The 16,871-nt window shown below is 62.9% G+C and carries 15 protein-coding genes, 2 pseudogenes and 1 riboswitch; of the genes and pseudogenes, 8 read left to right on the plus strand and 9 right to left on the minus strand.

Translation table 11 applies throughout. The annotated features are described in order from the left end of the window. Positions 1-62 precede the first annotated feature (62 nt). Positions 63-1,157, minus strand: a complete 1,095-nt coding sequence (locus AC0L2M_RS18000; RefSeq protein ID WP_128169753.1) for an alkene reductase — start codon at positions 1,155-1,157, stop codon at positions 63-65. 60 nt (positions 1,158-1,217) lie between these two features. Further along, on the minus strand, positions 1,218-2,003 hold the full coding sequence (locus AC0L2M_RS18005) for an SDR family NAD(P)-dependent oxidoreductase (RefSeq protein ID WP_023802252.1): 786 nt from the start codon (positions 2,001-2,003) through the stop codon (positions 1,218-1,220). Between the two features lie 110 nt (positions 2,004-2,113). Here AC0L2M_RS18005 and AC0L2M_RS18010 point away from each other — a divergent pair, with 110 nt between their 5' ends. Together AC0L2M_RS18010 and AC0L2M_RS18015 are read left to right on the plus strand one after the other, a co-directional pair. Then, entirely contained in the window at positions 2,114-2,677 is a 564-nt protein-coding gene (locus AC0L2M_RS18010) for a TetR/AcrR family transcriptional regulator (protein WP_023802251.1), read from the plus strand. A 227-nt stretch (positions 2,678-2,904) separates the two neighbouring features. Then, positions 2,905-3,390, plus strand: a complete 486-nt coding sequence (locus tag AC0L2M_RS18015; protein ID WP_128169800.1) for a CAP domain-containing protein — start codon at positions 2,905-2,907, stop codon at positions 3,388-3,390. Between the two features lie 69 nt (positions 3,391-3,459). Here AC0L2M_RS18015 and AC0L2M_RS18020 read toward each other — a convergent pair whose 3' ends face one another. From AC0L2M_RS18020 to AC0L2M_RS18030, 3 genes and pseudogenes are all read right to left on the minus strand, one after another. Further along, on the minus strand, positions 3,460-6,147 hold the full coding sequence (locus tag AC0L2M_RS18020) for an EAL domain-containing protein (RefSeq protein ID WP_473535501.1): 2,688 nt from the start codon (positions 6,145-6,147) through the stop codon (positions 3,460-3,462). Between the two features lie 435 nt (positions 6,148-6,582). Then, a pseudogene (locus AC0L2M_RS18025) lies at positions 6,583-6,687 on the minus strand (iron ABC transporter permease); the annotation flags it as partial. Between the two features lie 286 nt (positions 6,688-6,973). Continuing rightward, positions 6,974-7,423 (minus strand): annotated as a pseudogene (locus AC0L2M_RS18030) (ATP-binding cassette domain-containing protein); the annotation flags it as partial. An 88-nt stretch (positions 7,424-7,511) separates the two neighbouring features. Continuing rightward, positions 7,512-7,712: riboswitch (cobalamin riboswitch) on the minus strand. 265 nt (positions 7,713-7,977) lie between these two features. On the opposite strand from AC0L2M_RS18030, the gene AC0L2M_RS18035 reads away from it, so the two are divergent. Continuing rightward, positions 7,978-8,808 carry an AraC family transcriptional regulator gene (locus AC0L2M_RS18035; protein ID WP_128169747.1) on the plus strand — a complete coding sequence of 277 codons (831 nt, stop codon included), beginning with the start codon at positions 7,978-7,980 and terminating at the stop codon, positions 8,806-8,808. Between the two features lie 99 nt (positions 8,809-8,907). Here the strand turns inward: AC0L2M_RS18035 and AC0L2M_RS18040 are convergent, their stop codons facing one another. Further along, complete coding sequence (locus tag AC0L2M_RS18040; RefSeq protein ID WP_128169746.1) at positions 8,908-9,843, minus strand: bifunctional helix-turn-helix transcriptional regulator/GNAT family N-acetyltransferase; 936 nt, start codon at positions 9,841-9,843, stop codon at positions 8,908-8,910. A gap of 250 nt (positions 9,844-10,093) precedes the next feature. Here AC0L2M_RS18040 and groES point away from each other — a divergent pair, with 250 nt between their 5' ends. Further along, positions 10,094-10,390, plus strand: coding sequence for a co-chaperone GroES (gene groES, locus AC0L2M_RS18045; protein ID WP_006203049.1), 297 nt, complete (start codon positions 10,094-10,096; stop codon positions 10,388-10,390). A 61-nt stretch (positions 10,391-10,451) separates the two neighbouring features. After that, positions 10,452-12,107, plus strand: a complete 1,656-nt coding sequence (gene groL, locus AC0L2M_RS18050; protein WP_473535502.1) for a chaperonin GroEL — start codon at positions 10,452-10,454, stop codon at positions 12,105-12,107. 230 nt (positions 12,108-12,337) lie between these two features. Here groL and AC0L2M_RS18055 read toward each other — a convergent pair whose 3' ends face one another. Then, a complete protein-coding gene (locus tag AC0L2M_RS18055) occupies positions 12,338-12,949 on the minus strand; it encodes a TetR/AcrR family transcriptional regulator (protein ID WP_128169192.1) in 612 nt (203 codons plus the stop codon). 115 nt (positions 12,950-13,064) lie between these two features. Here AC0L2M_RS18055 and AC0L2M_RS18060 point away from each other — a divergent pair, with 115 nt between their 5' ends. Together AC0L2M_RS18060 and AC0L2M_RS18065 are read left to right on the plus strand one after the other, a co-directional pair. Further along, positions 13,065-13,514 (plus strand): OsmC family protein, encoded by a 450-nt coding sequence (locus AC0L2M_RS18060; RefSeq protein ID WP_023800599.1) that lies wholly within the window; start codon positions 13,065-13,067, stop codon positions 13,512-13,514. Positions 13,515-13,531: 17 nt separating this feature from the next. Then, positions 13,532-13,918, plus strand: coding sequence for a nuclear transport factor 2 family protein (locus AC0L2M_RS18065; protein ID WP_128169193.1), 387 nt, complete (start codon positions 13,532-13,534; stop codon positions 13,916-13,918). A gap of 11 nt (positions 13,919-13,929) precedes the next feature. Here AC0L2M_RS18065 and AC0L2M_RS18070 read toward each other — a convergent pair whose 3' ends face one another. After that, the gene (locus tag AC0L2M_RS18070) at positions 13,930-14,541 is read right to left on the minus strand and encodes a LysE family translocator (RefSeq protein WP_128169194.1); all 612 of its coding nucleotides are present in this window, start codon (positions 14,539-14,541) and stop codon (positions 13,930-13,932) included. A 492-nt stretch (positions 14,542-15,033) separates the two neighbouring features. Between AC0L2M_RS18070 and AC0L2M_RS18075 the strand changes: the two genes are divergently transcribed. Continuing rightward, entirely contained in the window at positions 15,034-16,338 is a 1,305-nt protein-coding gene (locus AC0L2M_RS18075; protein ID WP_287074329.1) for a metal-dependent hydrolase family protein, read from the plus strand. 145 nt (positions 16,339-16,483) lie between these two features. Here AC0L2M_RS18075 and AC0L2M_RS18080 read toward each other — a convergent pair whose 3' ends face one another. After that, the gene (locus tag AC0L2M_RS18080; RefSeq protein WP_473535503.1) at positions 16,484-16,867 is read right to left on the minus strand and encodes a YkgJ family cysteine cluster protein; all 384 of its coding nucleotides are present in this window, start codon (positions 16,865-16,867) and stop codon (positions 16,484-16,486) included. Positions 16,868-16,871 lie beyond the last annotated feature (4 nt).

The following is a 16,871-nucleotide window of genomic DNA, read 5'->3' on the forward strand; positions in this document are numbered from 1 at the left end:
GGCGAAGGCGGCGGCGCTGCTATCGACGTGGGATGGCCGCGCGGGCGCGGCACCCTGATGGCTCATGGCTGGCTTGAAGCGGCGATCGCGGGATAGTCGGTATAGCCGGCGGAGCCGCCGCCATAGAGCGTCGCCTGATCGAACACGGCCAGCGGCGCGCGCGTCTGCAGCCGTTCCACAAGGTCGGGATTGGCGATGAACGGGCGCCCGAAGGCGAACAGATCCGCCTTGCCCTCGGCGAGCCGCGACCCCGCGAGCTCAAGGTCATAGCCGTTATTGGCGATATAGGTGTTGTTGAAGCGCCGGCGGAGTGATCCGAAGTCGAACGGCGCGACATCGCGCGATCCGCCCGTGGCGCCCTCGACGACATGGATGTAGACGATGCCCAAAGCATCGAGTTGATCGACGATATAGTCAAACTGCGCCTGGGGAGCGCTGCTCGAGACGCCGTTGGCGGGCGAGATGGGCGAAATCCGGATGCCGGTGCGCTCAGCGCCGATCTCCTCGACCACCGCAGTCGCAACCTCCAGCATCAGCCGGGCGCGGTTCTCGACCGATCCGCCATAAGCATCCGTGCGGAGGTTCGCGCCGTCCTTGGCGAATTGGTCCAGCAGATAGCCGTTGGCGCCGTGAATCTCGACGCCATCGAAGCCGGCCTCGATGGCGTTCGCAGCTGCTTTGCGGAAATCCTCCACGATGCCCGGCAATTCATCCAGTTCGAGTGCGCGGGGCTCCGAAACGTCGACAAAGCCGTTGCCGACGAAGGTCTTGGTCGCGGCCCGGATCGCCGAGGGCGCGACGGGGGCGGCGCCGTTCTCCTGCAGATCGACGTGCGAGACGCGACCGACATGCCAGAGCTGCAGGAAAATCCGCCCGCCCTTGGCGTGCACGGCGTCGGTGACCTTGCGCCAGCCGCCGATCTGCGCCTGGGTGTAGATGCCGGGCGTGTCCTGGTAGCCCTGTCCCTGCTGCGAGATCTGCGTGGCCTCGGAAATCAGCAGGCCGGCCGACGCGCGCTGGCCGTAGTACTGCGCGGCGAGATCGCCTGGAACGAAGCCCGGGCCAGCGCGATTGCGCGTCAGCGGCGCCATGACGATACGATTGGAGAGGGTCAGCGAGCCGAGAGTATAGGGCTCAAACAGCGTTGTGCTTGTCATAGGTCACCTTTGTTTGTCCCCGCCGCGGCGGGTCGTCTATCGAAACGGGATCGTTGGTGCTCAGGCGACCGTGCGGTACCGCTCGGCGGGATGTTCGTTCCGATAGTTCGGAAGCATGGCCTGGCGTGCGGCCTGAAGCGCGTCCCACTGCCCGGCATCGGGTAGCGGCGGGATGGTCACCAGCTCGCGGCGGTCGAAGCCGACCAGCGCCGCATCCACCAGATCGTCGACCTCCATCACGTTGGAAAGCGTGTTGACGTCGGCGCCGACATGTCCCCAGATCTCCGTTCGCGTCGTGGCGGGAAGCACGGCCTGGACGTAGACACCCTTCGGCGCGAGCTCGAGGCTGAGTCCCTGCGACAAAAACAGCACGAAGGCTTTGGTTGCGCCGTAGACCGTCATGCCGAACTCCGGCGCCAGGCCGACCACGGAGCCGATGTTGACGATCGCACCTTCGCCGGCCGCCGCAAGACGCGGGGCAATGGCGCTGGCAAGCCGCAGAAGCGCGGTCGTATTGAGCGCAACCAGCCGCGCTACGTCATCGGTGCTCTGCTCGATAAAACTTCCGCCGATGGCCGTTCCGGCATTGTTGAGGAGAATTCCGATGCTGGCGTCCTCGCGCAGCCTCGTCTCCACCGCTGCAAGCTCGGCAGGCTGCGTAAGATCCGCCTGGATGATATCGATCGCCACGCCGTTTTCCTGACTTAGACGGGCCGCCAAGGCCTCCATTCGTGCCTTGTCACGGGCAACCAGCACGAGGTCGTGCCCGCGGCGCGCGAAGCGCTCGGCATAGGCGGCTCCGATGCCGGTGGAGGCGCCGGTTATGAGGACTGACGGAATTGTCATGGCATTGCTCTTTTCGCTGATGGACTCTATATTCATGACGATCATCATGAATGCAGGTAAATATGATACCCATCATGTAAATGTCAACGGCGCCGGCGGAGGATTTTGAAATGAAGGTCAGTCGGGAACAGATGGCGGAGAACCGCCGCCGAATTCTGGATGTTGCCAGCCGGCTGTTTCGCGACAAGGGGTTCGACGCGGTCAGCGTGGCGGAGGTGATGAAAGCCGCTGGGCTCACCCATGGCGGCTTCTATGGCCATTTCAGCTCGAAGGACGACCTGATCGCCCAAACCCTTGCCCATGTCATCGCCGCAGACTCAAGCGGAGGGGGCGACCTTCGCGCCTATGCAGATGCCTATCTTTCGCCCCGGCATCGCGACAATGCCGCCGGTGGTTGCCCGACAGCGGGCCTTGTTGCGGACATCCGCCATCAGACCCCGGCTGCACGCTCGGCCATGACCGAAGGCCTTCGCTCGCAGATCGACCGTATCGGCAAGACGCTGCCGGAGTTGGATCCGGCAGACAGACGCCGCACAGCGATCGGATGCTGGGCAGCGATGGTGGGGGCAGTGATCCTCGCCCGGGCTATCGACGATCCCGCGCTTTCGGATGAAGTTCTGGAACAGACGCGTGCCTGGATCGATACCGGGATCAGCCAGGTGTCTGCCAGATAGCCGCCAGGAGCGCCCTTGAGCAATGCGGCTACCGGGGTGGTTGGGCGGCAAGCTTGGAGAATATCGCGCCGCAGCGCGCATCAGCGGGGTTCGCGGACGGCTAAGGCGGCAGCGAACGAGATTTCTGAACGCCTGCCCGGCAAAAGCCACTATTGCCGCTATGTCAGGCAGGCATGACGCTCACCGACACCGCCAATCAACCATCCCTAGAACCCCGCTCTGACGAAATGCGCCCGACGCCAAACAGGCGAATGCTGCTTAGAGCTGCCGGCCTTGCCGCACTGGCCGGGCTTGCCGCTTGCGCCACTGTGCTGCCCACCGGCGAAGGCGCCGGGGTCTCCGCCTCCGCCGTCGGCACGCTGGCGGGCATCCGCGCCTCAGCCGGCCTCGAACCGCTTGTTCCCGACCGTCAGCTCGAACAGGCAGCCCTGCAGCAGTCCGGCTATATGGCGCGCGGCGGCCGCATGACCCACTCGACCGGCTGGGGCAAGGGATTTGCTTTGCGCGTCAAGGGCAACGGCATTGCCGGTGCTGCCGCCGAAAACATCGCCGAGGGCCGTTTCGATCAGCAGAAGCTGTTCGACATCTGGATGCATTCGGCCGGCCACCGCCGCAACATGCTCGACCCGCGCTTCACCCGCTTCGGCCTGGCCTATGTGCGGGACGGCCGCGACAGCTCGCGGCGTTACTGGAGCCTTGTCCTGGGCAAATAGCAACGCGGGCACAGGGCAATCCGCGCTGGCGGCAATGCCGCCTTGGCTGAGGAGATCATGGTCGACCCGTCAATCCATGGGTTCGCCACTGAGCATTTTCTCGATGTCAGGGGCCGAAACCGGCTCGCTGAAATGATAGCCCTGCATTTCATCGCAGTTGTTCTTGCGCAAGAAGGCCACCTGATCGTCCGTCTCGACGCCCTCGGCAATGACCCTCAGATTCAAATTTTGACCCAATGATATTACGGCGCTGGCGACAGCCTGGTCGTTTTCGTCAGCAGCGATATCGTTGATGAACGACTTGTCGATTTTCAGCCGCGCCACTGGAAAGGTCTTGAGCGCACTGAGGCTGGAGTAGCCTGTTCCGAAATCGTCGATCGAGATCTGAACGCCCAGGTTTTGCAGCTGGTTCATCGTTGCGACCGCCAGGTCGATATCCTGCATGATCAGGCTTTCGGTCACCTCCAGCTCGAGATATCTGGCCTCCAGACCGCTGACTTTCAGGGCATCGGCGACGCGGCCGATCAGGTTCTTTTCCCTGAATTGCCGCGTCGACACATTCACGCAGACGGTCATCGGCGGCAGGCCGGCATCCTGCCATGCCTTGTTCTGCCGACAGGCCTCGTGCAGGACCCAATCGCCGATCGGCACGATCAGACTTGTCTCCTCGGCCGTCGGAATGAAGGCGTTCGGTGCCATCATGCCCCGCGTCGGATGATTCCAGCGAAGCAACGCTTCGACGGCAAAGACGAGGCCCGACCGAAGGTCGACCTGCGGCTGATAAAACAGCGCGAATTCCGAACGGGCCAGGGCGTTACGCAAGTCCTCCTGAAGCACGAATTTCTCATGCGCTCTGGTGTTGAATTCGGGAGCGTAGAACTGGAAATTGTCGCGGCCGAATTCCTTGGCGCGATACATGGCCGCATCGGCATTGGCCAGCAGCGTGTCGGGGTTGGCCCCATCCTTGGGGTAGCTGGCGATGCCGATACTGGCCGTCGCCCTCAGCCGATGTGCTCCGAGCTGAACCGGCTCTGCAATCGCCACCCGAATTGTTTGCAGGGTCTCGGAGATGAGATCGACATTCGTCGGTTGATCGAACAGAACGACGACGAATTCGTCGCCACCAAGCCGCACGACCGTATCGGTCGCCCTTACGCGCTCGACGATACGGCCGGCTACGGTCTTCAACAGCTCGTCCCCGGCATTGTGGCCAAGCGTGTCATTGACGAGTTTGAAATTGTCCAGATCGATGAACACCACCGTCACCCAGCGATCGTATCGCTGCGCGTAGAGGATCGCCTGCGAAAGCCGGTCCTCGAGCAGAGCGCGATTGGGCAGTCCGGTCAGCACATCATGGTTGGCCATGAAGTGGATCCGATCTTCGGCCAGCTTGCGCTCGATGGCGATCCCGGCAATACGCGTCGTGAAATCGATGAGCCGGGTCTCGGCCGCGGTCGGCTCGCGCACGGTCATCGAGTACATGGCAAAGGCGCCCAGCACAGCGCCCTGGTGCGACAGGATCGGGGTCGACCAGCACGAACGGTAGCCATAGGCCGCCGCCAATTCGCAGTGATCGTGCCAAAGCGGGTCGTGCATGATGTCCGCGACAATGACTGGCTCGCGCCGGTAGGCAGCGGTTCCGCAGGATCCCATTTTGGGGCCGACGGCGATCCCGTCGATGGCGCTCGTATAGGCCTTTGCCAAGCTCGGCGCGGCGCCGTGCCGCAAGTGGCTGCCATCCTTGTCGAGCAACAGGACGGAACCGAATATCCCAGTCAACTGAGACTCGGCGAGGCGCATGAGGCAGTCGAGCACATCTTCGAGCGGGGCGCTCGTCGCGATCATTTCCAGTATCTGCGCCTGCCCGTCTCGAAGGGTGTCCGCTTGCTTGCGGGCGGTGATGTCGTGGGCGATGCCGACCAGACCGAAGATATCGTTTTGAACATTGCGCAACGGCACCTTCGTCGACGAAAACCATTTGCCGGCGCCTGACGCATCGACAACGAACTCTTCCTCATCGATCATCGGCTGTCCGCTGCGCAGCACGCCTTGCTCGATGGCGCGAAACTTCTGCGCAAGGTCGGGGGCATGAAGATCGGAATCGGTCAAACCGATCATGTCACTGGTTTTGGCCTTGCCGCTGTCGGAAGCAATGGCCCTGTTGGCGACGACGAAGCGGCTTTCGGTGTCCTTCACCCACAGGTAGTCGGGCACCCAGTCGATCAGCGTTTGCAGCGAGATGCGCTCGTCGACGATCAGGCGATTGGCGGTGAGTTCCGTTATGTCCTCATGCGTGGCCACCCATCCGCCGTCAGGCATCGGCTGATGGCAGATCTGAATTGTCCGGCCGTCGGTGAGATTGGCGGTCCAGTTTCTCAGGGTCGTGCCCGAATTGACCGCTCGGGCGAATGCGAGATAAGCGTCGCTGGCCATCGCGGATGTCCCGGCAGCGATGCGGCGTTCGACGATTTCGCCCAGCGTCCGGCCGGGGCGCAAATGCTCGGGTGCAATGCGGTAAATTTCCGCATAGCGGCGGTTGCACAGGATCAGCCGTTCAGCGGCGTCGAAAAAGCAGATGCCTTGCGAGATGTTGTCGATCGCCGTCTCGAATCGCAGCGCCTGTTGCTCGAGTGTTGCGATCGTAGCCCTGAGTTCGCGCTCGAGCGTCTCGTACGAGGAGCCCGCCAGTTTCGCCAGCGTGGCAAGCTCGGTCGATTCGGGCGCCTGGGCGGCTTGCCTCGATGATTTCGTGACCAAACACAGTTCCTCCGGTTCGGCGCCTGGCGCAAAGCAAGGAAAGCTCGCTGCAAGCTAAGCGACCGCATAGTGGTCCAGATATACTAATGGCATGTGAACCGGGTCGATGCCGGGGCATGGCGCAGTTCTTGCCTTCTCCCCTTGTGGGAGAAGGTGGATCGGCGCGCAGCGCCGAGACGGTTGAGGGTGCTGGCCGGAGCGCTGTCGGTTCCAAGCTGGAGCACCCCTCATCCGGCCGCTTCGCGGCCACCTTCTCCCACAAGGGGGCCCACAAGGGGAGAAGGTGGAGCCAATCTCGTGCAGGCCCATCGCACATGATGGCCGATCCTGCCGGTGAAAATCTCGACGGGCGGTTCGGCGCGCTGCGCCGGTCCCAGAGGTCAGTCCAAAGACTCGGCATTGTGCCAGAAGCCGGCAAGTGTGCATGGCAGCCCATCATGAACGATTGCGAATGAGCATGGTGACCACGAAGAAAGCGCCGACCGAACTGGTGATGATGCCGATCGGCAGTTCCTGCGGCGGCAGCAGCGTGCGCGCCAGTCGGATGGCGCAGCCGAAGCACGTCGACGCCGAAAATCTCGCGGATCAACTGCTTGGTCAGCGCCTCGCGCGGACCGGCGAGTGCCTGCAGCCGGGCCTCGTTCATCACCGCGACCCTGGTGGCAAATGGCGTGACCAGCGACAGATCATGCAGCACCGCCACGACGGTCATGCCAAGCTGCGATACGAGTTCGAGAAGTTCGCTGCGGGCGCGCGGATCGAGATGATTGGTCGGTTCATCGAGGAACAGGATTTTCGGCTCCTGGGCGATGGCGCGCGCCAACTGGGCGCGTTGCCGCTCACCACCCGACAGCGAGCCGATCGTGCGGCCGAGCAGCGGCAGCAGGCCAGTTCTGCGAAGCGCTTCGACGACGACGTCGCGTTGCTCGCTCCTGCGTCGCCAGCCGGCATGCGGGACCCGCCCAAGTCCGACGTAGTCGATCACGGCAAGCCGCGGATCGGGCTGATCGGTCTGGCCGACGACCGCCATGTGCAGCGTCCGCTCGGCGGCCGGAAATGTCTCCAGCCGGCGTCCGGAAAATCTCACACCTCCCGCGCTCGGACGCAGCGTGCCGCATAGCATGCGCAGCAGCGTCGTCTTGCCGGCGCCGTTGGGACCGATGATGGCGAGGCGGTCTCCCGCCGCGACGGAAAGGCTGACCGCACTGACCAGGCGCTGGCCATTCGCCGTGGCGCTCAGTTCACGCGCTTCAAGAAGAGGCTGGCAGGCATCCAACTTACCGTCACTTTCTCAAATGGCGACGGAAGGAAGCTGGACCGGCCGACAAGACCGATGTCCACGTCTCCTCCCGGCACACCCCGTCCGGTCAACTCGTGCGATGGCAGGTCTCCTGGCTCGCGGGTCCTTGCGCCATCCTGCCTTCCCAGCCTTGGCCAGTGGCATTTCGGATTTTGCTCGCCGCTTACAGTTGCGGGGGCAGCCACGGCCTCGATCCGAAGATCTCACCGTGTTCCCTTTTCACCCCTCGCCTTTCGGCTTGGGGACCATCAGTCAGCCACCCTAGTTTTCCGCCAATCCCAGCGCAATAAATTTCCGGGTTCCGGAGTGCCCCGCGAGCAATGGTCTTGTCAGAACGAGCATACCGAATCTCGTAATGTAATAACGTTACTACTTAAAAGACAACGCCTGCGCCTGTCAACCCCTTCGCCCAACGCTTTCGGCTTGCCGATCACCGTCGCATTGCGCGGTGCGCAATTTCGATCAAACTGCCTCCACCAGTAAGCGATACCATGACCTGGCCAATGCGCAGTCCCACAGCGAGGAGCCATATGAACCCGACCGAGAAAGCGCTGTGGTTCGTCGAAAGCCATCTGCCGGAGGCCATCTCGCTCGACGATGTCGCCAACAGCAGCGGCGTGTCGCGCTTTCACGTGACGCGGGCTTTCGGTGCGGCGACCGGACGTTCGGTGATGGGCTACCTGCGTTCTCGCCGCCTGACCGAGGCGGCGCGCAGGCTCGCCGCCGGCGCACCGGACATCCTCTCGGTCGCGCTCGACGCCGGCTATGCCTCGCATGAGGCTTTCACCCGTGCCTTCCGCGACCAGTTCGGCACCACGCCGGAACTGGTGCGCGCGCAAGGCTCGCTCAAAAACCTCGATCTCGTGGAGCCGATCCTGATGGACCAGTCCTTCCTCACCAATCTCGAGCCGCCGCGTTTCGAAACCAGCCGGCCGTTCCTCATCGCCGGTCTCGGCGAGCGCTACAGCTGCGAAACCAGCGCCGGCATCCCGATGCAGTGGCAGCGGTTCGGCCCCTATATCGGCAACATTCCAGGCGAGGTCGGCGACGTCGCCTATGGCGTCTGCGTCAACGGCGACGATGCAGGCAATTTCGACTATATCGCCGGCGTCGAGGTGTCCGATTTTTCGGACCTGCCGAAGGAGTTTTCGCGCGTACGCGTGCCGATGCAGAAATACGCCGTGTTCGCCCATCGTGGCCACATCTCGACCATCCGCCGCACGGTCAACACGATCTGGAACAAATGGCTGCCGGCCTCCGGGCACAAGATTGCCGACGCGCCCGAATTCGAGCGCTACGGCCCCGAATTCGATCCGCGCAGCGGCAATGGCGGGCTGGAAGTCTGGATACCGGTCGGGTGAGGAAGGGCCAGTTTTCAACTTGTGTTGGAGACTAGTGTCGAGGCGCTCCGCCTTATCTTGCCTACTCCCCTTGTCCCACAAGGGGAGTAGGGAAAGACGCTACAACTCCAGGTTCCAGTTCTGGCCGACCAGATCCTTGCCGAAGGCGTGGTGGCGTTCCTGATTGGCCAGCTTGAACCCGGCCGCCTCGTAGATGCGGCGCGCTGAGGTGAGCACGTCGTTGGTCCACAGCGTCAACGTCTTGTAGCCCTTGGCACGGGCAAAGCGGATGCATTCCTCGACCAGCCGCCTGCCGATGCCGAGACCGCGCGCCGAGGGTTCGACGTAGAGCAGGCGCAGCTTCGCCACCGCGTCCGACTGGCGCACGACGAAGACCGAGCCGACGACTTCCCCTTCCCGCTCGGCGATCCAGCTGCGTTCCCATTTCGGATCGTAGGATTTGGCGAAAGCGCCGAGGATTTCGGCGACCAGCGCCTCATAAGTTTCGTCCCAGCCATATTCCTGCGCGTAGAGCAGGCCCTGGCGATGGATGATCCAGCCGATGTCGCCGACCTGCAAGGACCGCAGCATGTAAAGGACCTTGGGCTCTGCACTCTCGCCCAGTAGGTGCTGCACCGTCTGCATCGCCTTGACCAGCCTGTCCTGTTCCGGTGCGGAAAGCCGCTCGAGCAGGGCCGCGACCTGATCGTGCGAACCCTGGTTCAGCGGCGCGAACGCCGCTCTTCCCGCCGGCGTCAGCGCAATCGACGAGCGCCGCGCATCGGCTCGCGTCGCCACGCGCTCGACCAGACCACGCTCCTCGAATTTTTTCAGCAACCGGCTGAGATAGCCGGGGTCGAGACCGAGATCGCGCGCAAGATCGGTGGCGGTCAGGCCATCGCGATGCGCCAGTTCATAGAGCACCCGAGCCTCGGTCAGCGAGAAGGCGCTTTTCAGCAGCCCTTCATCGAGCAGCCCGATCTGGCGGGTGTAGAAGCGGTTGAAGCCCCGCACCGCATCGATCCGCTCCCTGCCGGGTTGATGATGAATCGTCATGGCATCCTCCTGCCAGCACAAGATCAACCATTTAGTTGACTTAGTCAAGTATCAGTTCGAAGCAGGCTGCGGCTGTCGATCAGCTCACTCAGCGCCTTGACTCTCGCCAGCCACCGGCTTATCTCACCGCCACGTTAGCACTCGCCATTGGTGAGTGCTAAGCGTAGGTCCGGCGCCGCCGGGCTTATAGGTTTGTCCGGCGCCGCCGGACGGAGGAACTATTCTCACCATTCTCACCGAGGAATAAAAAATGGCAAAGTCGAAGTTCCGCCCGCTTCATGACCGCGTGGTCGTACGCCGGGTTGAATCCGAATCCAAGACTGCCGGCGGGATCATCATCCCCGACACGGCGAAGGAAAAGCCGCAGGAAGGCGAGATCATCGCCGTTGGTTCCGGCGCCCGCGACGAAGCCGGCAAGCTCGTCCCGCTGGACGTCAAGGCCGGCGATCGCATCCTGTTCGGCAAGTGGTCGGGCACCGAAGTCAAGCTCAATGGCGAAGACCTTCTGATCATGAAGGAATCCGACATCATGGGCATCATCGGCTGAATATCGGCCTCACCATCGCTTAAACCCCGGGCTCAATTCAAGCCCCTGCCAGGAGCTAAAAATGGCTGCCAAAGACGTAAAATTTTCTCGCGATGCCCGTGAGCGCATGCTGCGCGGCGTCAACATCCTCGCCGACGCAGTGAAGGTCACGCTCGGCCCCAAGGGCCGCAACGTGGTCATCGACAAGTCGTTCGGCGCCCCGCGCATCACCAAGGACGGCGTCACCGTCGCCAAGGAAATCGAGCTTGAGGACAAGTTCGAGAACATGGGCGCGCAGATGGTCCGCGAAGTTGCTTCGAAGACCAACGACATCGCCGGCGACGGCACCACGACCGCGACCGTTCTGGCGCAGTCGATCGTCCAGGAAGGCCACAAGGCGGTTGCCGCCGGCATGAACCCGATGGACCTGAAGCGCGGCATCGACCTCGCGGTCAGCGACGTCGTCTCGACGCTGATCAAGAACGCCAAGAAGATCAAGACCTCGGAAGAGGTTGCCCAGGTCGGCACCATCGCCGGCAATGGCGATGCTTCGGTCGGCTCGATGATCGCCGAAGCGATGCAGAAGGTCGGCAATGAGGGCGTCATCACGGTCGAGGAAGCCAAGACCGCCGAGACCGAACTCGAAGTCGTCGAAGGCATGCAGTTCGACCGCGGCTATCTCTCGCCCTACTTCGTCACCAACGCCGACAAGATGGTTGCGGATCTGGAAGACGCCTACATCCTTCTCCACGAGAAGAAGCTCTCCAATCTGCAGGCCATGCTGCCGATCCTCGAGGCTGTCGTGCAGACCTCGAAGCCGCTGGTCATCATCTCGGAAGACGTCGAAGGCGAGGCCCTGGCCACGCTGGTCGTCAACAAGCTGCGTGGCGGCCTGAAGATCGCCGCCGTCAAGGCGCCGGGCTTCGGTGATCGCCGCAAGGCCATGCTGGAAGACATCGCCATCCTCACCGGTGGACAGGTCATTTCCGAAGACCTCGGCATCAAGCTCGAAAATGTCGGCCTCAACATGCTCGGCCGCGCCAAGAAGGTGTCGATCTCCAAGGAGAACACCACCATCGTCGACGGCGCCGGCAAGAAGGCCGAGATCCAGGGCCGCGTCGCCCAGATCAAGCAGCAGATCGAGGAGACCACCTCGGACTATGACAAGGAGAAGCTGCAGGAACGTCTCGCCAAGCTGGCGGGCGGCGTTGCCGTCATCCGCGTCGGCGGTGCGACCGAGATCGAAGTCAAGGAAAAGAAGGACCGCGTCGACGACGCCCTCAACGCGACCCGCGCGGCCGTCGAAGAAGGCATCGTTCCCGGCGGCGGCGTCGCACTCCTGCGCGCTTCGCTGGCCATCACCGTCAGCGGCGCCAACTCCGACCAGACCGCTGGCATCAGCATCGTGCGTCGCGCGCTGCAGGCTCCGGCCCGCCAGATCGCGGCCAACGCCGGTGCGGAAGCATCGATCGTTGCCGGCAAGATTCTCGAGAACACGGGCCCGACCTTCGGCTTCAACGCCCAGACCGGCGAATATGGCGACATGATCGCCATGGGTATCGTCGATCCGGTCAAGGTCGTGCGCACAGCTCTTCAGGACGCGGCCTCGGTCGCCGGCCTGCTGGTCACCACCGAAGCCATGATCGCGGAGGCTCCGAAGAAGGAGTCGGCTGGCGGCGGCATGCCAGGCGGCATGGGCGGGGGCGGCATGGGCGGCATGGGCGGCATGGACTTCTAAGAAGTCCATAAGCACGCCCATGAATCTAAGTTGCTCAAGCCCGCAAGCGGGCTTGAGTGGCGGCATGGGTTTCTAAGAAGTCCATAAGCACGCCCATGAATCTAAGTTGCTCAAGCCCGCAAGCGGGCTTGAGTGGCGGCATGGATTTCTAATCCAACATTGCCTCGCATTCACGGAAAGGGCGCCGAAAGGCGCCCTTTTTGTTTGCTTTATTTAGCGGGCTGCCCGGCTCAGAAGGCGGCGTCAATGCGCCGTGTCAGCTCCCCTTTGGCAGGCAAGGCACCTTCAATCAGCGCAGCAACTTCATCTGCCACCGCCAGCACCGGGGCGCGGTCGCGGCTGGCGCGCGCGATCACCATCAGCCCTTCCAGCGACGATTCGACAAGCAGCGCCAGGGCGCGGGCGCGGCGCTCAGGCACCCCTGCCCTGACGAAGGCCGCCTGCAGCAGGCCTACCCATTGCTCAAAAGCCGACCGGCACAGTTCGGCCAACTCCGGCACGTCGGCCGGCGAGTCCAGCACCACGGGTGCGATCGGACAGCCAAGCGTGAACTGGTTGTCCTCCAGCATGCGTGCGACCGACTGGTAGATGTGGTGGACAGCCACCGCCGGATCCATTTCGGCGGTCAGCTCTTCGGCAAGCCATCGAGACACCTTGTCCACGCTGTCGCGCGTCACCTCGATGACCAATTGGTCCTTGCCGCCCGGAAAATGAAAGTAGAGCGATCCTCTCGGCGCACCGGAGGCGCTCAAGATGTCGTTGAGCGAGGTGCCGTGATAGCCGCGCTGCCTCAGCAGCAGCGCCGTCGCCTCGATCATGCGGATGCGGGTGTCGTTCGCCATGTCAACCTCTGTCAGGAGTGAGCTTTATAGGCTTGCGCCAAATATGACAATCGGTCTATATAGTATGTAGATCAGTCTATATATTCGGCTTTTCATCGAAGAGGAGAACGACAAAATGACCATCCGTGAAGCAGAGGCCCAATGGCAGGGTTCGTTGAAAGAAGGCTCGGGCCGTCTGCGGCTCGGCAGCGGCGTCTTCGAAGGCGCCTATTCCTTCCCGTCGCGCTTCGAAAACGGTCCCGGCACCAATCCCGAGGAATTGATTGCGGCGGCACATGCCGGCTGCTTTTCAATGGCGTTGAGCGCCATACTGGGCAACGGCGGCCATGTCCCCGTAGGGATTCACACCGTCGCCAAGGTGCATCTCGGCACGAGCACGGCCGGACCGACGCTCACCCGCATCGACCTCGAAACGGAAGCCGAAATCCCGGGCCTGGCGCCCGAGGAATTCCAGCGCCTTGCCCAATCGGCGAAAGCAACATGCCTCGTCTCCCGGGCTTTGGCGGGCGTGGCGGATATCAGGCTCAAGGCCGACCTCGTCACGGCCGCCGCTGCGGAAAAATGAAATCAGGAGGTACCGAGATGAAACGGGATAGCATCATTGTCGTCCATCCCGACGACCAATCCAGACAGACGGCCGATATCATCCGGCGCTTCAACGACGTGTTCCAGCTTCATGATCCGTCGGCGCTCGCCGAGCTGGTGGCCGAGGACTGCGTCATCGAAAACACCGTGCCGGCGCCGGATGGCGCCCGCCATGCCGGCCGTGAGGCATGCGTGCGGCTGTGGTCGGCGATCGCCAGCGAACCCGGCACCCGCTTCGACGTTGAAGAAACGTTCGTCGCCGGTGAGCGGGCGACAATCCGTTGGCGCTACTGGCCCGCCGAAGGCAACTCCATCCGTGGCGTCAATCTGATGCGCGTTGCGGACGGGCTGATCGTCGAAGCGATGGGATATGTAAAGGGATAGCACCGGCGGCTCTACCGCTCGGTCAGCGCCAGTTTTGCGCCGAGCGCGACGAAGGCGCCGGCGAAGGTGCGGCGCATCCAGGTGAGCACCATCGGCCGCGACACGACATGGCTGCGGATCGAGGCGGCGAAGATGCCGTAGCCGACAAAGACGATGAAGGTCAAAAGCATGAAGACGGAGCTGAGCTCCAGCATCTTTGACAGCGCATGCGGTTCGGCGGTGCTGACGAACTGCGGCAGGAAGGCGAAGAAGAAAATCGACAGCTTCGGGTTGAGGATGTTGATGAGGATGCCTGAGGTGATCACCTTGCCGGTCGTGCGCGGCGCGACATCCTGCCCGACGTTCAAGCTGCCGCTCTCCTTCAGCGTGTTCCACGCCATGTAGAGCAGATAGGCGACGCCCAGGTATTTCAGCGTCTCGAAGGCGAGCGCGCTGGTGTGCAGCAGCGCCGCCAGACCGGTGATGGCGGCCGCCATGTGCGGAATGATGCCGAGCGTGCAACCAACAGCCGCGATGATGCTGGCGCGCGCGCCACGCGAAAGTCCGGCGCTCAGCGTATAGAGAACGCCGGTGCCGGGCGAAGCCACGACGATCAGCGACGTCAACAAGAATTCGATGCTCACGATGCGTCCTCCGGTGACCTGCCGCCGGCAAGGTAGCCAGCGAAACGCGCGGGCACAAGCCAGCCCGAGGACCGTTAGTGCCTCATTTCGAATTTCGGGTCACGACCCAAGGCGGTATCCCTCGGCGGGATTTTAAAACCAACTCCCGTAGGCGACGTTTCGTCAGAATCGTCAGCTCGTTTCCTAAGGCAAACCTTGCACTGTTGGCCCTGCCGTCATCGCATTGGCCTGACTTTGGATACCACCTTCACTGCGAACGAGGCCAGTCCGGTGCCAGTCCGGAACACTTCTTGACCCGATGCCGTGTAAGCTACAAACTTGTCCTTGCGCCGTGACCACCTCTCCTGAAGCGGGATAATCGTCATGTGTCACAAATCCTTTGGATCGCAGGAGCTGACGAAAGGCAAGGTTGCGGCGCATGCCCTGTCCTGCGCCGCTGTGTTGTTCTTTGTTGCGCGCCCGGTTTTCACGATGCTTCGCTCTGGCAGACAAATGCTTGCGGCGGCTCTCCTGCTTGGACTTTGCGCCAGCGCGAGCGCCGATGACGTGCTTTTCGAAAACGTCCGTATCTTCGACGGGAAGGGCGCCGCACTTTCGGCTCCGTCGAGTGTGCTGGTGCAGGGCAACCTGATCGCGCGGATTTCGACAAGTCCCATCGCGGCCGAGGGCGCGCAGCGCATCGCCGGCAACGGGCGAACGCTGATGCCGGGGCTGATCGATGCGCATTGGCACGCAATGCTGATTGCATCCACCCCGGCAGAGGCGATGGGCGACATCGGCTTCGCCAATCTTGCGGCCGGCGACGAGGCGACGGATACGCTGATGCGCGGCTTCACCACCGTTCGCGACGTGGGCGGGCCGGCGTTCGGCCTCAAGCGCGCGATAGATCAAGGCATCATCGCGGGTCCGCGCATCTATCCGTCCGGAGCCATGATCACCGTGACCAGCGGGCATGGGGATTTCCGCCAGCTTAGCGACTTGCCTCGGACGATCGGCGGCTTGTTCACCCCCATGGAGAGGAACGGCGGCAGCATAGTCGTGGACAGCCCCGACGAGGTGCGTTTGCGCGCCCGCGAGCAATTCATGCAGGGGGCCGCGCTGCTGAAGCTGACAGCGGGCGGTGGAGTGTCGTCGCCCCACAGCCCGCTCGACGTCACCACCTTCACCGAGCCCGAACTGCGGGCCGCCGTTGAAATTGCCGAGAATTGGGGCACCTACGTCGCCGCGCACGCCTTCACCTCGGATGCGATCCGGAAGGCCGTCGCGGCTGGCGTCAAGTGCATCGAACACGGCTTCCTCATGGACGAGGCAACCGCCAAGCTGATCGCCGAAAAGGACGTTTGGCTGAGCTTGCAGCCGCTTCCCGAACTGATGAGGACAGGCCTCCGAGAGGGTTCGGTCGAGCGAGCCAAGGCCGATGAGGTGTGGCCGGGCATCGGCAGGACCTACGAATTCGCGAAGAAATACAAGATCAAGACGGCATGGGGCACCGATGTCCTGTTCTCCCGCGCGCTGGCGAAGCAGCAGGGAGCAATCCTGGCGTCGCTTGTGCGTTGGTACACGCCTGCCGAAGCGCTCGTCATGGCGACCGGGACCAATGCCGAGCTGCTCTCGCTGTCGGGGCTTCGCAATCCCTATCCGGGAAAGCTCGGCGTGATCGAAGAGGGTGCGCTCGCCGACCTCCTGCTCGTCGAAGGCAATCCGCTGGAGAACCTCGACCTGGTGGCCGATCCTGCCAACAACTTCAAAATCATCATGAAGGACGGCCTGATCTACAAAAACACGCTGACTCAGTGAGGAACGACTGAGCCGCCCGTCTCTACTCGACGCATCCGATGGCCTGCTGGCCGCAGAGCGCTGGCATTCCACAGCCGAGCGACAAGGAATGGCCGCTTCCAACCCCGAGGTGGAAATTCAAACTGAGACCTATCGGGGCCCGTTATCACAGCGCCGGCAGGCCATGTGCCTTGCGCGCCATCAGGCAGTCATCGCCACCGGGCATGCAGGCGCGGCAGACGTCCGGTCTGACCTCGTAGATGCCGCAAATGGTCGACTTGCCGACCTCGCCGGAAAGTGCCGAGCAGCGCACGCCGTCACAGCGCATGCCGGCTTCGTCGGCAGCCACATATTTCTGCGGGATCCGGTCGAGCTGCGCGTCATCTTCGGTCGAGAAGCGCGGCCATTCGGGTGAATAGGAACAGCAGGCGCCACAGCTCTGGCAGTCGAAGAGAGGCGCGGCGCGCTCCTCCAGTGATGAAAAGTCCCCGGCGCTCGCCAGGGCGAGCAGCCCTGAGGCAACGGGATTCTGGTCGGCGCTTCGCGGCAAGGGC

The organism is Mesorhizobium sp. WSM4806, assembly GCF_055811635.1.

Bases quoted from the DNA above. Each gene is read 5' to 3' on its own strand.
- AC0L2M_RS18000 (WP_128169753.1), bottom strand. From the start codon at position 1,157: ATGACAAGCACAACGCTGTTTGAGCCCTATACTCTCGGCTCGCTGACC.
- AC0L2M_RS18005 (WP_023802252.1), bottom strand. From the start codon at position 2,003: ATGACAATTCCGTCAGTCCTCATAACCGGCGCCTCCACCGGCATCGGA.
- AC0L2M_RS18010 (WP_023802251.1), top strand. From the start codon at position 2,114: ATGAAGGTCAGTCGGGAACAGATGGCGGAGAACCGCCGCCGAATTCTG.
- AC0L2M_RS18015 (WP_128169800.1), top strand. From the start codon at position 2,905: ATGCGCCCGACGCCAAACAGGCGAATGCTGCTTAGAGCTGCCGGCCTT.
- AC0L2M_RS18035 (WP_128169747.1), top strand. From the start codon at position 7,978: ATGAACCCGACCGAGAAAGCGCTGTGGTTCGTCGAAAGCCATCTGCCG.
- AC0L2M_RS18040 (WP_128169746.1), bottom strand. From the start codon at position 9,843: ATGACGATTCATCATCAACCCGGCAGGGAGCGGATCGATGCGGTGCGG.
- groES (WP_006203049.1), top strand. From the start codon at position 10,094: ATGGCAAAGTCGAAGTTCCGCCCGCTTCATGACCGCGTGGTCGTACGC.
- groL (WP_473535502.1), top strand. From the start codon at position 10,452: ATGGCTGCCAAAGACGTAAAATTTTCTCGCGATGCCCGTGAGCGCATG.
- AC0L2M_RS18055 (WP_128169192.1), bottom strand. From the start codon at position 12,949: ATGGCGAACGACACCCGCATCCGCATGATCGAGGCGACGGCGCTGCTG.
- AC0L2M_RS18060 (WP_023800599.1), top strand. From the start codon at position 13,065: ATGACCATCCGTGAAGCAGAGGCCCAATGGCAGGGTTCGTTGAAAGAA.
- AC0L2M_RS18065 (WP_128169193.1), top strand. From the start codon at position 13,532: ATGAAACGGGATAGCATCATTGTCGTCCATCCCGACGACCAATCCAGA.
- AC0L2M_RS18075 (WP_287074329.1), top strand. From the start codon at position 15,034: ATGCTTGCGGCGGCTCTCCTGCTTGGACTTTGCGCCAGCGCGAGCGCC.